The sequence below is a fragment of the Streptomyces sp. NPDC017448 genome (assembly GCF_044330565.1).
Lineage (GTDB): Bacteria > Actinomycetota > Actinomycetes > Streptomycetales > Streptomycetaceae > Streptomyces.
In genome coordinates, this window is sequence record NZ_JBIRLM010000025.1 from 99,476 (window position 1) to 113,266 (window position 13,791).

Genomic DNA, 13,791 nt, shown 5'->3' on the forward strand with positions numbered 1-13,791 from the left:
CCCCTGCGGGGGCGGGGGGGGGGGGGGGGGGGGGGGGGGGGGGGGGGGGCGCCCCGGGGGGGGGGGGGGGGCCCCCCCGCCGGGCGGGGGGGGGGCCCCCCCACCGCTCGTTCTCAGGGGGCGGTGAGCGGTTCGGCCTCGTACGCCCGGTGGAGCAGTTCCAGGAACCGCGGGGCGGCGGGCAGCCCGGTGGCGCCGATCCGGTGGACCGGCACGCCGGGCGTCCAGGAGTTCATGACGGCTGCCCCGGCGAGGGCGGGCAGGTCGGCGGGGGTGACGTCGACGGTCCGCTGGGCGGTCCCGAGCCGCTCCAGCCGCCGGCGGACGATGCCCAGGGTCGTCCCGCTCAGCACGTCCGCCCGGGGCCACACCACCGCCTCGCCGTCCCAGAAGGCCAGGTTCCAGATCGTCGCCTCGCTGAAGCGGCCCGCACGGTCCAGGAAGGCGGCGTCGTCGAAGCCGTCGGCGACGGCCCGCCGCAGGAGGTGGGTCTTGGCCGCCTCTCCGACGTGCTTGACGTGGGGCAGGAACCGCTCGTGCCCGACCGCCGCCAGGGCGAGCGGGCCGGCCGGGCCGGACGACGGCGGGCCGGTGCGGACCAGGAGCGCGAGGCCGGCGTCGGCGGCGGTGAACTCGCCGGCCGGGGAGTACACGGTGACGGTCAGCGAGAGGTCGGCAGGCCCTCCGCGCAGCGCCGCACGCAGCCGGGAGCGCACCACCTCCTCGGGCAGGGCCCGGCCGAACAGCTCCGCCGAGGCGGACCGCAACCGCTCCAGATGGAGGTCCAGGCCGCGGAGCCGGCCGTCGCGGACCTGTGCGGCGGTGAAGTGGGCGTGGCCCGCGAAGGCGAGCGCGGCGAGGTCGTCGGCGGTCGCCGGACGGCCGTTCAGATGCGTGAGGTACGGGGAGGAACGGTTCATGGTCCGGACGTTAGGGTCTGACACCGGTGGCAAGGTCAAGGGGGAGCGGGGCACGGACACATGCTGATCGGGGAGTTGTCCCGGCGGACGGGGGCCAGCGCGCGGTCGCTGCGGTACTACGAGGCGCAGGGGCTGCTGGCGGCGCGGCGCGGGAGCAACGGCTACCGCGCCTACGGCGAGGACGCGGTCCGCACCGTGCGGCAGATCCGCGCGCTGCTGCGGGCCGGGCTGTCCACCGAGGTGATCCGCCGGGTGCTGCCGTGCGCCCGGGGCGAGGAGGGCTTCGACTGGTGTGCGGAGCTGCGGGAGATCCTGGACGGCGAGCTGGCGGTCATGGACGAGCGGATCGAGGCGCTGCGGCTCAGCCGGGGGGCGCTGGCGGAGCTGCTGGACGGCCGGTGAGCGGAGCGGCGAGGGGGCCCGGCCGCGCGGCGCCGCCCCCCTCCGGCGTCCGTCGCCTGCCGGTACGCGTCCCCTGCGGTGTGCGTCACATCCCCCGGGCGGTAGCGTCCTGAACAGGACGGTTCGGTTCCGGACGGTCCGAACGGGACGACCGCCCGGCCGACGGACAGCGCCGGGCAGGGCACTAGGGGAAGCGGGCCGGGGACGTGGAGAGCCACAGCGGGATCACCGTGCAGCGGGCGCTGGAGCTGCCGGGGCTGCGCGCCGGGCTTCCGGAGGTGGTGGCCGGCGCCGACCGGCTGAACCGTACGGTGCGCTGGGTGCACGCGGGCGAGGTCCCCAACATCGCCTCCCTCCTCAAGGGCGGCGAGCTGCTCCTGACGACCGGGTTGGGCCTGGGCGCCCGCCCCGCCGAACAGCGCGCCTTCGTCCACCGCCTCGCCGACCGGGGCATCGCCGCCCTGGTGGTGGAGCTGGGCCCGCGCTTCGGCCGGCTGCCCTCCTCCATCGTGGACGCGGCCCGCGCGGCCGGGCTCCCGCTGGTCCAGCTGCACCGGGAGGTGCCGTTCGTCGCGGTGACCGAGGAGGTGCACACCGAGATCGTCAACGGGCACTACGCGCTGCTCCAGCAGGCGGAGGAGGTGCACCGGCGCGCCACCCGGGCGCTGCTGGACGGGGGCGGGGTGCCGCAGGTCCTCGGCATCCTCGCCGACTTCACCGCCAACCCGGTCTTCCTGGAGACGCCCGACGGCCGCCTCCTGTACGCGGCGGCCACCGGGACCGGGCCGGTGGGCGCGGACCCGCTCCAGGTCTGGGAGGGCATGCGCGGCGACCGGGCGGCCCGGGAGAGCCCGCCGACCGGCGCGGTGCTGGTGGACGTGCCGGGCGGCGGGCCCGAGACCGGTGCGGTGCGGGCGCGGCTGGTGCTGCTCGCGGTGGCCGGACCGCTGGCGACCGTGCACCGCATGGCGGCCGAGCGGGCGGCCGGCCTGCTCGCCGTCGTACTGATGCAGGCCCGCCAGGAGGAGGAGCTGGCCGCCCGGGGCCGGGGGGACTTCCTGACCGACCTCGCGGAGGGCCGGATCGCCCCGGAGGACGCCCCCGCCCAGGCCCGGGTGCTCGGCTTCCGGCCCGGCGACACCCCGCTGCTGCCGGTGGTGATGCGGCTGGCCCCCGAGCTGTCCCCCTCGGGCAACTGGTCGCTGCTGGCCCGGGCGGTCCTGGAGGAGCTGGCCTCGGTCGGCGTGCCGGTGCTGCTGGGCGTACGACCGGTGGAGGGGCGGGTGCCGCTGCTGCTGGGGCTGCGTTCGGAGGGCGAGCGCACGGCGGTCGCGGACCGGGTGGCGGCGGCGCTGCGGGCGGGCGTGGAGCGGGCGGGGCTCGACCGGGCCGGATCGCGGTCCCCGGTGGTCGTGGTGGGCGTCGCGGGCGGCTGGGCGACGGCGGGCGCGGGGCTGCGGCACGCGTCGGAGACGGCGACGGCCGCGCAGGGCCTGGACGAGCGGCCCTGGTACGACGCCCGGCGCCTCGACATCGACCTGCTGCTGTGGCGGCTGCGGGACCATCAGGACCTGGCGGCGTTCGTGGACCGGGCGATCGGCCCGCTGCGCGAACACGACCGCACCTCGCGCCCGCCGCTGCTGCCGACGCTCCAGGCGTATCTGGCGCACGCGGGCCGCAAGGCGGAGACCGCCCGCGAGCTGCACCTCAACCGCCAGACGCTCTACAACCGGCTGGCCCGGATCGGTGAACTGCTGGGCACGGATCTGGACGACCCGCAGACGGTGCTGGCGCTGAGCCTGGCCCTGCGGGCCCGCCGGCACACGAACTGACGCCCGGGCCGCCGGGGGCGGCTCTGCTCAGCGCAGCCGCCCCACGGCCGACGGCCGGGCCAACTCGTCGTAGACGCTGAGCACATGGGCGGTCGTGTCGTCCTCGGTGGGCCAGTCGGCCGCCTGTGCCCGCCCGGCCTCGGCGAGGCGGGCGCGTTCCGCCGGATCCTCGATCAGCCGCACGACGGCGCGGGCGAGGGCCCCGGCATCCCCGTACGGCACCAGTTCGGCGGCCTCTCCGACCAGTTCGGGGGTGCCGCCGACCGCCGTGGCGACCAGCGGTACCCCGGCGCGCAGCGCCTCCTGGGCCGTTGGGGAACGGCCCTCCCACCGGCTCGGCAGCAGGGCCAGATCGGCGGCGGCGATCAACTCCCCGGCCCCGTCCCGGGGCTCGACGATGCGGACGGGCAACTCCTCTTCCCCGATCCGGCGTTGCAGCGCTTCCCGTTCGCTCCCCTCCCCCGCGACGACGAGCAGCGGTTCGGGGTCCAGTCCGCGCCAGAGGCGGACGGCGTCCAGCAGGACGCCGAAGCCCTGCTGCGGTACGAGGTCGCCCATGGCCATCAGCAACGGCCGGCCGACCGCGCCGAGTTCGGCCCGCAGCTTGTCCTTGTGCGATTCCGTTCCGGTGTCGGCCGGGTGCGGCGGCAGGACGGTGAGCGGGGCGAGCCGGGCGTCGCGGGCGCCCCGCCGACGGGCCAGGTCGACCAGGTCGGAGGTGGGGGCGAGGACCACGGTGGCGGCCCGCGCGGCACGTCGTTCCAGCAGGTGCAGGACCTGTCGGCGGGCCCCTTCCGCGTACCGCCGGGTGTGCCAGGTCACCACCAGGGGCACGGAGCGTCCGCTCAGCGCGAGGGCGGTGCGCGCGGCCGCGTGGAGGCCGTGGGCGTGGACGACGTCCGCCCCGTCGCAGGCGGCCCGCAGGGCGGCGACGGTGGCCGGGTCGCTGCGCCGGGGCACCGGGAGGAAACGGGCTCCGGCCGCCGTGAAGCGGCGGGCGCGCTCCACGGCGGGCGGGGCGCAGACGGTCACCCGCACTCCGCGCGCCACCAACCCGGCGGTCAGCGCGCCGACGTGCGCGCTGCTGCCCGCACTGCCGCCGCCCAGGACGTGGACCGTACGCAGTTGTGACACGTTGATCGGCTCCCCGGGGCTCCCGAGTGGGCGGTAAGGACAGCGCCAAGGATGCCAGCCCGTACGCGTGTTCCGGGGCTGCCGTAACGTTGCTGCACCGCCCGCGCCGACAACCGATCGCACGGCACCACCCTCAAGGGTGAATTTCGAGGCGCGAAGTTGTCGCCCTTCGCCCGGAAACGGCCCGATCCGGCCCCCAGCTCGCCCGAGGCCGCCCGACCGCCGCCGGAAACCGTCCGATCGCCGCCGGAGGCCGCCCGACCGCCGCCGGAGACCATCCGACCACCGCCGCAGGTCGCCCGATCGCCGTCGAAGGCCGTCCGCAGGTCGTCGGGGCCGGCCCGGCGACCGCCCGGCGCGGACCCCGTGCGGGGGCGGCGGGGCCCCGCCGTCCCCGCACCCCCTCTCCGGCGGCCGGCGGCCCGGCGGACGGGACAGGGACCGGGGCAGGGGCAGGGCCTCCTGCCCCCGGCCCCTCCCCCGCGTCCGCCGTCCTCGACCGCTCAGCCGTCGGCGCGGGCCGTGGCCAGCAGCTCCTCGGCGTGGGCACGGGCCGTCTCGGAGTCCTCCTGGCCCGCCAGCATCCGGGACAGCTCCCGGACCCGGTCCTCGCCCTCCAGGACGGTGACGCCGCTGCGGGTCACCGACCCGTCCACGGTCTTCTCGACCAGCAGCTGCCGGTCGGCGAAGGCCGCCACCTGCGGGAGGTGGGTGACGACGACCACCTGTGCGGACCTGGCGAGCTTGGCGAGCCGCCGGCCCACCTCGACCGCCGCCTTGCCGCCGACCCCCGCGTCGACCTCGTCGAAGAGATACGTCGGCACGGGGTCGGAGCCCGCGAAGACGACCTCGACCGCGAGCATCACCCGGGACAGTTCACCGCCCGACGCACCCTTGGCGATCGGCCGGGGCTGGGCCCCGGGGTGCGGGGCGAGCAGCAGCTCCACCTCGTCCGCGCCGGACGGACCGTAGACGACGCTGCGCCCGCCGATGTCGATGCCGGACGCCTCGTCCGCCGCCTCGATCTGCCGGATGGCAAAGGAGACCCGGGCGTGCGGCATGGCCAGCGAAGCCAGCTCCTCGGTCACCGCCTCGGCGAACCGGGCGGCGGCCTCCGTCCGCGCGTCGGTCAACGCCTGCCCGAGGACCGAGAGTTCGGCCCGCAGCCCGTCGCGCTCGGCGGTCAGCTCGGCGATCCGCTCGTCGTCGCCCTCCAGCTCGGTGAGGCGGCCCGCGCCCTCCTGGGCCCAGGCGAGCACGGCCGTGATGTCCTCGCCGTACTTGCGGGTGAGGGCGGTCAGGGCGGCCCGCCGCTCCTCCACGGCGGCCAACCGCAGCGGGTCGGCCTCCAGCTGGTCGGCGTAGCCCGCCAACTCCCCGGAGACGTCGGCGATCAGGATGGAGATCTCCCCGATCCGGTCCGCCAGCGCGGCGAGCGCCGGGTCGTGGGCTCGGACCCCGTCCAGGGCCTGCCCGGCGGCGGCGACCACGGTGGTGGCGTCGATGCTCTCCGGGTCCTCCGGGTTCCCCGCCAGCGCGGTGTGCGCGAGGGAGGCCGCCGAGGCGAGGGCCTCGGCGTGGCCCAGCCGCTCCGCCTCGGCGGCCAGCTCGGCGTCCTCCCCCGGCAACGGCTCGACGGCGGCGACCTCGTTCAGCCCGAACCGCAGCAGGTCCGCCTCCTGGGCCCGCTCCCGGGCCCGGGTGGTCAGCTCCTCCAGCTCGGCGGCGACGGCCCGCAACCGCCGGTAGGCCGCCGCGTACTTGGCGCGCGGGACCTCCACGCCGTCCCCGGCGTACCGGTCCAGGGCGCCCCGCTGCCGCGCCGGCTTGAGCAGCCCCTGCTGGTCGGTCTGGCCGTGCACGGCGACGAGGTCGTCCGCCAGCTCGGTGAGGACCCCCACCGGCACGGACCGGCCGCCGAGGTGGGCCCGCGAGCGCCCCTCCGCCGACACGGTACGGCTGATGAGCAGCGCGCCGTCGTCCAGCTCCGCCCCGGCCTCCTCGGCCCGCAGCGCCGCCGCGTCGCCCTCGGACACGGTGATCCGGCCCTCGACGACGGCGGCCTTGGCCCCGATCCGTACGAGGGCGGGGTCAGCGCGCCCACCGAGCAGCAGCCCGAGGCTCGTGACGACCATGGTCTTGCCCGCGCCGGTCTCACCCGTGACCGCGGTGAAACCGGGTGACAGCTCCACCACCGCGTCGTCGATGACTCCGAGCGACCGTATCCGCATCTCCTCCAACACGGACATGACCTTACGAGGTCGCGGACCGCACGCGCGACGGCCCCCGCCCCGGGGTTCACTCTCCCGAGGGTTCCCGGGCAGGTCGCGGCGGCCGTGCGGAGGCGGTACGGAGACCGTGCGAAGGCCCTGCGGAGGCCGCCGGGAGCCGCCCCGGCCGTCAGTGCGGGGCGCCCCGCCACCCCGAGACGGGCAGGGCGAACTTCGCCACCAGCCGGTCGGTGAACGATGCCTGGTGGAGCCGCGCCAGCCGTACGGGCACCGCCCCCCGCCGCACCTCGACCCGTGCCCCGGCGGGCAGCTCCACGGTCCGCCGGCCGTCGCACCACAGCACACCGTGCGGGGTGTGCGGCTGCACCTCGACGGCGAGCACGGAGGTGGGCGAGGTCACCAGCGGCTTCGCGAACAGGGCGTGGGCGCTGATCGGGACCATCAGCAGCGCCTCGACCTCGGGCCAGACGACGGGGCCGCCCGCCGAGAAGGCGTACGCCGTCGAACCGGTCGGGGTGGCGCAGACGATCCCGTCGCAGCCGAAACCGGTGACCGGGCGGCCGTCGATCTCCAGGACCACTTCGAGCATCCGCTCGGGCGACACCTTCTGCACGGCCGCCTCGTTGAGCGCCCAGTCGGTGTGCACGACATCGCCGTTGCTGTGGACGAGGACGTCGATCGTCATGCGCTCCTCGACCTCGTAGTCGCGGGTGACGACCCGGGAGACCACCCGGTCGAGGTCGTCGCGCTCCGCCTCGGCGAGGAATCCGACGCGTCCGAGGTTGACGCCGAGCATCGGCACCCCGGAGGCCCGGGAGAACTCGGCGCCGCGCAGCAGGGTGCCGTCACCGCCGAGGACGATCAGCAGCTCGCACCCGTCCACGGCGGCGGGGCTGGTGTCCGTGACCGTCTCCACGGTGTCCGGGAGCGGCAGATCGGCCGCCTCGGTCGCCAGGACGCGTACGCCGAGCCCGTTGTGCAGGAGGCCCTGCACGACGAGTTCCGCGCTGCGGATCGCGGCCGGGCGGCCGGTGTGCGCCAAAAGGAAGACTGTTCGTGCCGCATTCGTCGTCAACGAGGCCCCTCCGCCACTGCACGGTCGACATCCGCCGGGTCCAGCTCAGGTGCGCCGGCCCGCAGCCACAGAAAGTACTCGACGTTCCCCGAGGGGCCGGGCAGCGGACTGGCCGTCACCCCGCGTACGCCGAGGCCGAGCGCCCCGGCCCGGCGGGCCACCTCCCGTACGGCTTCGGCGCGCAGCTCGGGGCTCCGCACCACTCCTCCGCTGCCGAGCCGCTCCTTGCCGACCTCGAACTGCGGTTTGACCATGAGGACCAGGTCGGCGTCGGGTGCGGCGCACCGGGCGAGGGCGGGCAGCACGAGGCCCAGCGGGATGAAGGACAGGTCCCCCACCACCAGGTCGACCGCCTCCCCGTCGATGTCCTCCAAGGTCAACTCCCGTACGTTGGTACGGTCCTTGACGACGACCCGTTCATCGGACCGCAGGGACCAGGCGAGCTGCCCGTAGCCGACGTCCACGGCCAGTACCTGCCGGGCCCCGGCGCGCAGCAGCACATCGGTGAACCCCCCGGTCGAGGCCCCGGCGTCCAGCGCCCGCCTGCCCTCGACGGCCAGCCCGAGCGGGACGAAGGCGGCGAGCGCCCCTGCCAGCTTGTGGCCTCCGCGCGAGACGTAGTCGGGATCGTCGTCGTCCTGGGTGACGACGATCGCGGCGGCCGTCTCGACCTGGGTGGCGGGTTTGGTCGCGGTGGTGCGGCCGACGGTGACGCGCCCAGCGGCGATCAGCTGGCTCGCGTGCTCCCGCGAGCGGGCGAGCTTGCGGCGTACCAGCTCGGCGTCGAGGCGTCGACGTGCCACTCCTGCCACGTTCGGTTCAGCTCCTGTTGTCGTGACGCGTGTCGTGACGCGTGTCCTGCGGGCGGGGCGAAGGCGTGGGCGCGGGGCCGGGCGCGGCGGCGGCCGGCCGGGCGTCCAGCGAGGTCAGCTCGGCCCGCAGCCCACGGTGTACATCCTCGTACACCTCGACGTGTCCCTCCGCCGGGAGGCGGTCGGCGTCGGCCAGCCGCTCCAGCCGGGCGTCCACGGCGGCGTACCCGGTGGGGGTGCGGACGAGCCCGAGGGGTGCGGGCTCGGCGGGCTCGAAGGAGGGCGCCGCGGCGGCCGGCTCCCCGCCCGGCGGCTCGGCGGTCTCCGCGTCATCGGTGTCGCTCATGCCGAAACGCTACAACGGCGGACCGGTGTACCGTCGAGCACGATGGCGACCAAGGAGGAGTGCCGCAGCGCACTCGACAGACTTTCCGACAACCTCGCGGCGGCCGAGGGCGACGTGCGCGGCGCCGCCGCCCTCGACCGCTCGCTGAGCTGTCACATCACGGACCTCGACATCACGTTCACCGGCCGGTTGGCCGACGGCCGGATCGAGGTGCGGGACACGGTCGAGGGACCGCCCCGGGAGAAGGCCGGGATCAGGCTCGCGATGACGGGCGAGGACCTGGTGGCGCTGGTGGACGGCGATCTGAACTTCGCGAAGGCGTGGGCCTCGGGCCGGGTACGGCTGGAGGCGGGCTTCCGGGACCTGCTGAAGCTGAGGTCCCTGCTGTAGCGGAACGGCGTCCGGTTGCGGTCGTCCGGCCGCCCGCACGTCCCGGAAGGCCGTAGGGCCGCAGGCCGAGGACGCACGCGCGGCACACCGAGGACGCAGGGGCGGCACAGCCGAGGGTGCCCGGGCGGCACAGACGCCCAACCCGGCCGCCGGGGCGGGACGAAGCGCCCGCCGGGGGGGGCGCCCGCCCTCCTCAGGCGGCGGCCTTCCGTGCCTTGCGGGCCGCCGGTACGACCAGCGGCGTCCCCGTCTCCGGGTCGTCGATCACCTGGCACCTCATCCCGAACACCCGCTCCACCAGCTCCGCGTCCACGACGTCCGAGGGCGGGCCCTCCGCGACGACCGCTCCGTCCCGCATCGCGATGAGGTGCGTGGCGTACCGGGCGGCGTGGTTCAGGTCGTGGAGCACGGCGACCAGCGTGCGGCCCCGCGTCTCGTGCAGCTCCGCGCAGAGGTCGAGCACGTCGATCTGGTGCTGGATGTCGAGGTACGTCGTCGGTTCGTCGAGCAGCAGCAGCGGCGTCTGCTGCGCCAGCGCCATGGCGATCCAGACGCGCTGGCGCTGGCCGCCGGACAGCTCGTCGACATAGCGGTCGGCCAGCTCGGCGACGCCGGTGGACTCCATGGACTCCTCGACCACCCGCTCGTCCTGCGGCGACCACTGCCGCAGCAGCCCCTGGTGGGGGTAGCGGCCGCGGGCGACGAGGTCGGCGACGGTGATCCCGTCCGGGGCTGTGGAGCTCTGCGGCAGCAGCCCGAGCGTCCGGGCGACCTTCTTGGCGGGCAGCTGGTGGATGGCCTGCCCGTCCAGCAGCACCTGCCCCCGGCTCGGCTTGAGCATCCGGGCGAGGGCACGCAGCAGGGTCGACTTGCCACAGGCGTTGGGGCCGACGATCACGGTGAAGGAGTGGTCGGGGATCTCCACCGAGAGGTTCTCGGCGATGACCCGCTGGTCGTAGCCGAGGGTCACCGATTCCGCGGTGAGGCGCTGCATGGTCGTACTCCCGGAGTCGGTGGGTGGAGCGGCGCGGGGCACGGACGGACCACCGCTCAGCACCAAGTTAGGCTACCCTATGCTCCTTGCCGCTCCCCTGGGCTCCGGACCGCCGCCGGGGCTCCGACGCCCGTGTCCGCAAGGGGTGTCGGGGCCGTTTCAGAGACCGAGCCCGGCGACCGCCTTCTCCGTCTCCAGCTCGCACCCGCCCGGACCGGCGAAGGTCCAGGCCGCCGCGCAGAGGGCCCGCACTCCGTCGAGCGCGTCGCCTCCGTCCCCGCGCGCGGCCTCCACCACCAGCCGGTCCCCGCGCACGGCGGCCGTCCAGCCCCCGCACCGGTACCCGTCGCCGGCCGGCACCACCTCGGGCTGCCCGGTCAGCAGCCCCCGCAGGTCCCGGTCCACATAGGTCGGCCGGTGCTGCGGCGGCGCGGCGAGGAGCTGGGCCGCGTCGGTCACCCCGGTCAGGACCAGCAGCGAATCCACGCCCCCGTTGAACGCGCCCTCGATGTCGGTGTCCAGCCGGTCCCCGACGACGAGGGGCCGCTGTGCCCCCGTCCGCAGGACGGTCTCACGGTGCATCGGCGGCAGCGGCTTCCCCGCGACCTCCGGCTCGGCCCCGGTGGCGATCCGTACGACCTCGACCGCGGCCCCGTTGCCGGGGGCGATGCCCCGGGCGCTCGGGATGGTCAGGTCGGTGTTGGACGCGAACCACGGCAGCCCGCGCCGGATCGCGTAGCTCGCCTCGGCGAACCGTCCCCACGCCATGTCCGGGCCGCCGTACCCCTGGACCACCGCCGCCGGGTCGTCGTCCGCCGAATCCACCGGCTCCAGTCCGCGCTCGCGCAGCGCCACCCGCAGCCCCTCGCCGCCGATCGCCAGCACCCGGGCTCCCGGCGGCAGCCGATCGGCGACCAGCCGGGCGACGGCCTGGGCGGAGGTGATCACGTCGGAGGGGTCGGCGGGCACCCCGAGCCGGGTCAGGTGCTCCGCGACGGCGTCCGGCGTCCGCAGCGCGTTGTTGGTGACGTACGCCAGCCGCATGCCCCCGGCTCGGGCCTCCGCCAGCGACTCGACGGCGTACGCGACGGCCTCCCCGCCCGCGTACACGACCCCGTCGAGATCGAGGAGAGCCGTGTCGTACGCCTCGTTCAGCGCCGTACCGCTCCCCGCCGGCCCAGACCTGTGGTGCTGGTGGCTCATATGGTTCACTCCTCTTTTCTCTGTTTCCGCCCCGGCCCTCGCGGGCGTCCCCTGCCCACATACGATGCCCTGATGAAGACTTCAGGTCCCGTCGCGCAGGGGCTGCGGCTGATCCCGTTCCGCGGACTGCGTTACGTCCCCGAGCGGGTCGGCAGCCTCGCCGCCGTGACCTCGCCCCCGTACGACGTGGTCGTCCGGCCCGACGGGCTGCACCACCTGGAGTCCGCGGACCCGCACAACATCGTGCGCCTCATCCTCCCGCAGGCCGACACCGCGCGGGACCGGCACCGGCAGGCGGCGGACACCCTGGAGCGCTGGCTGGCCGAAGGGGTCATCGCTCCGGACCGGGAGCCGGCGCTGTACGTCTACGAGCAGCTGAACGGTGAGGTCCTCCAGCGGGGCGTCATCGGCGCCCTGGCGCTCTCCCCCGCCGCCGACGGCGTCGTGCTGCCCCACGAGGACGTCATGGACGACGTCGTCGCGGACCGGGCGGAGCTGATGCGTACGACGGGGGCCCATCTGGAGCCGCTGCTGCTGACCTACCGCGGCGACGAGGGGGAGGCGGTCGGGGCGGCGGCCGTGATCGAACGCACGGTGCTGCGCGATCCGCTGCTCGCCACCACGACGGAGGACGGCTTCCGGCACCGGCTCTGGGCCGTGACGGATCCCGCGGAGCGGAGCGCGATCCAGGCGGACCTCGCCCGGCGCCAGGCGCTCATCGCGGACGGCCACCACCGCTGGGCCACCTACCTCCGGCTCCAGCGGGAGGAGGCCGCCCCCGGCCCGTGGGACTACGGTCTCGTCCTCCTCGTCGACACGGTCCGCCACCCGCTCCAGGTCCGCGCCATCCACCGGCTCCTGCGGGGTCTGCCGGTCTCCCGAGCCCTGGAGGCCGTGCGAGGCCTGTTCCGCGTCGAGCGGGTCGGTGGGCCGCTCCCCCGCGCCCTGGAGGCCCTGGCCGAGGCCGCGGCGCAGGGCAACGCGTTCCTCCTCGCCGGTGACGGCGGCTTCCACCTGGTGGACCGCCCCGACCCGGCCCTGCTGGCCCGCACGGTCCGGGCGGACCGCCCCGAGGCGTGGCGCACCCTGGACGCGACGGTCCTGCACTCGGCGCTGCTGGACGAGGTGTGGAGCGTCCCCGACGCCCCCGAGCACATCGGCTACATCCACGACACCGCGGCCGCCGTCGAACAGGCGGAACGCCTCGACGCCACCGCGGTCCTGATGCACCCCGTACGCGAAGAGGTCGTCCGGGACCTGGCCCGGCAGGGTGTGACGATGCCGCGCAAGTCGACGTCGTTCGGTCCGAAGCCGGCCACGGGCCTGGTCATGCGGAGCCTCGCGCTCGACTGATCCGCCTTGCGGCACGGGAAACACGAAGGGGGGCGGCGCCCCGGTCGGAGTGCCGCCCCCCTTCTGTCAGCCGCTAGCGGTCGGCCGAGCCGTCCACGGGACCGTCCTGCTCGTCGTGGCCCCCGGGTGCGGGCGTGTCCGCCGCCTCCGTCTCGTCCGTCGTATCGGTCTCCTCGTCGAGTGCGTCCACGAATTCCACGCCGTCGAGCGCGGCGAGCCGGTCCGACGCGTCGGTGGAACCGTCCTTGTCGGCCTCCAGCGCCTTCCCGAACCACTCCCGGGCCTCGTCCTCGCGCCCGACCTCCAGCAGGGCGTCCGCGTACGCGTACCGCAGGCGCGCCGTCCACGGCTGGATGGAGCTGGATGCCAGCTCGGGGCTCTGGAGCGTCACGATGGCGGCGTCGATCTGCCCCATGTCGCGGCGTGCTCCGGCGGCCACCAGCCGCATCTCGACCTGGCTCGTCTTGTCCAGCTTCTGCACCTCGGGCTCACCGGCCATCGCCAGCGCCTTCTCGGGCCGCCCCAGTCCGCGTTCGCAGTCCGCCATGACGGGCCACAGTTCGACGGAGCCGGTCATGCGCTTGGCCGCACGGAACTCGGCGAGCGCCTCGGCGTACTGCTGCGTGGCGTACGCGGCGAATCCGGCCGCCTCACGCACGGCGGCGACGCGGGACGCCAGCCGCAGGGCGATACGGGAGTACGCGTACGCCTCCTCGGGGTCCTCGTCGATCAGCCGGGCCACCATGACGAGGTTGCGCGCGACGTCCTCGGCAAGGGTCTTCGGCAGGCTCATCAGCTCCTGGCGCACGTCCTTGTCGATCTCGTCGCCCGTGACGTCGTCCGGGATCGGCAGCCGCTTGATCGGCTCGCGGTCGCGGTCCCGGTCCTCGCGGCGGAAGCCACCACGGTCGCGGTCGTCCCGCGGCCCGCCGCGGTACCCGTCCCGGCCTCGGTCGCCACCCCGGTCGTCACGACGGAAACCGCCGCCGCCCCGGCTGTCGTCACGGCGGAAGCCGCCGCCCGAGGGCCGGTCGTCATCACGACGCGGGCCACGGGGGCGGTCGTCGCGACGCTCGAAGCCACCGGTGGGACGCCCGCC

At 75.5% G+C, this 13,791-nt stretch carries 13 protein-coding genes; 4 read left to right on the plus strand and 9 right to left on the minus strand.

Going from position 1 to position 13,791, the window contains the following annotated elements:
• Positions 1 to 113: 113 nt before the first annotated feature.
• On the minus strand, positions 114 to 920 hold the full coding sequence (locus ACH4K1_RS29825; protein WP_398092661.1) for an aminotransferase class IV family protein: 807 nt from the start codon (positions 918 to 920) through the stop codon (positions 114 to 116).
• Between the two features lie 60 nt (positions 921 to 980).
• Here ACH4K1_RS29825 and ACH4K1_RS29830 point away from each other — a divergent pair, with 60 nt between their 5' ends.
• Together ACH4K1_RS29830 and ACH4K1_RS29835 are read left to right on the plus strand one after the other, a co-directional pair.
• Positions 981 to 1,322 carry a MerR family transcriptional regulator gene (locus ACH4K1_RS29830; RefSeq protein ID WP_228991509.1) on the plus strand — a complete coding sequence of 114 codons (342 nt, stop codon included), beginning with the start codon at positions 981 to 983 and terminating at the stop codon, positions 1,320 to 1,322.
• A 206-nt stretch (positions 1,323 to 1,528) separates the two neighbouring features.
• Positions 1,529 to 3,154, plus strand: coding sequence for a PucR family transcriptional regulator (locus ACH4K1_RS29835; RefSeq protein WP_398092662.1), 1,626 nt, complete (start codon positions 1,529 to 1,531; stop codon positions 3,152 to 3,154).
• Positions 3,155 to 3,181: 27 nt separating this feature from the next.
• Here ACH4K1_RS29835 and ACH4K1_RS29840 read toward each other — a convergent pair whose 3' ends face one another.
• The 5 genes from ACH4K1_RS29840 to ACH4K1_RS29860 form a co-directional block, all read right to left on the minus strand.
• The gene (locus ACH4K1_RS29840) at positions 3,182 to 4,288 is read right to left on the minus strand and encodes a glycosyltransferase family 4 protein (RefSeq protein ID WP_398092663.1); all 1,107 of its coding nucleotides are present in this window, start codon (positions 4,286 to 4,288) and stop codon (positions 3,182 to 3,184) included.
• A gap of 503 nt (positions 4,289 to 4,791) precedes the next feature.
• Positions 4,792 to 6,537 (minus strand): DNA repair protein RecN, encoded by a 1,746-nt coding sequence (recN, locus tag ACH4K1_RS29845; RefSeq protein WP_228991512.1) that lies wholly within the window; start codon positions 6,535 to 6,537, stop codon positions 4,792 to 4,794.
• Positions 6,538 to 6,688: 151 nt separating this feature from the next.
• Entirely contained in the window at positions 6,689 to 7,594 is a 906-nt protein-coding gene (locus tag ACH4K1_RS29850; protein WP_228991513.1) for an NAD kinase, read from the minus strand.
• Positions 7,591 to 8,406, minus strand: coding sequence for a TlyA family RNA methyltransferase (locus tag ACH4K1_RS29855; RefSeq protein WP_398092664.1), 816 nt, complete (start codon positions 8,404 to 8,406; stop codon positions 7,591 to 7,593). The genes ACH4K1_RS29850 and ACH4K1_RS29855 overlap by 4 nt, the downstream gene beginning before the upstream one ends.
• A 7-nt stretch (positions 8,407 to 8,413) precedes the next feature.
• Positions 8,414 to 8,752: a hypothetical protein gene (locus ACH4K1_RS29860; RefSeq protein WP_398092665.1), complete on the minus strand. Its 339-nt coding sequence runs from the start codon at positions 8,750 to 8,752 to the stop codon at positions 8,414 to 8,416.
• A gap of 42 nt (positions 8,753 to 8,794) precedes the next feature.
• On the opposite strand from ACH4K1_RS29860, the gene ACH4K1_RS29865 reads away from it, so the two are divergent.
• Positions 8,795 to 9,142 carry an SCP2 sterol-binding domain-containing protein gene (locus tag ACH4K1_RS29865; RefSeq protein ID WP_398092666.1) on the plus strand — a complete coding sequence of 116 codons (348 nt, stop codon included), beginning with the start codon at positions 8,795 to 8,797 and terminating at the stop codon, positions 9,140 to 9,142.
• A 193-nt stretch (positions 9,143 to 9,335) separates the two neighbouring features.
• On the opposite strand, the gene ACH4K1_RS29870 is transcribed toward ACH4K1_RS29865, so the two are convergent.
• Both ACH4K1_RS29870 and ACH4K1_RS29875 read right to left on the minus strand, forming a co-directional pair.
• Entirely contained in the window at positions 9,336 to 10,136 is an 801-nt protein-coding gene (locus ACH4K1_RS29870) for an ABC transporter ATP-binding protein (protein ID WP_398092667.1), read from the minus strand.
• A 159-nt stretch (positions 10,137 to 10,295) separates the two neighbouring features.
• Positions 10,296 to 11,339 carry an HAD-IIA family hydrolase gene (locus ACH4K1_RS29875; RefSeq protein ID WP_398092668.1) on the minus strand — a complete coding sequence of 348 codons (1,044 nt, stop codon included), beginning with the start codon at positions 11,337 to 11,339 and terminating at the stop codon, positions 10,296 to 10,298.
• Between the two features lie 72 nt (positions 11,340 to 11,411).
• On the opposite strand from ACH4K1_RS29875, the gene ACH4K1_RS29880 reads away from it, so the two are divergent.
• The gene (locus ACH4K1_RS29880) at positions 11,412 to 12,692 is read left to right on the plus strand and encodes a DUF1015 domain-containing protein (protein WP_398092669.1); all 1,281 of its coding nucleotides are present in this window, start codon (positions 11,412 to 11,414) and stop codon (positions 12,690 to 12,692) included.
• A gap of 73 nt (positions 12,693 to 12,765) precedes the next feature.
• Here the strand turns inward: ACH4K1_RS29880 and ACH4K1_RS29885 are convergent, their stop codons facing one another.
• Positions 12,766 to 13,485 (minus strand): tetratricopeptide repeat protein, encoded by a 720-nt coding sequence (locus ACH4K1_RS29885; protein ID WP_398092675.1) that lies wholly within the window; start codon positions 13,483 to 13,485, stop codon positions 12,766 to 12,768.
• Positions 13,486 to 13,791 lie beyond the last annotated feature (306 nt).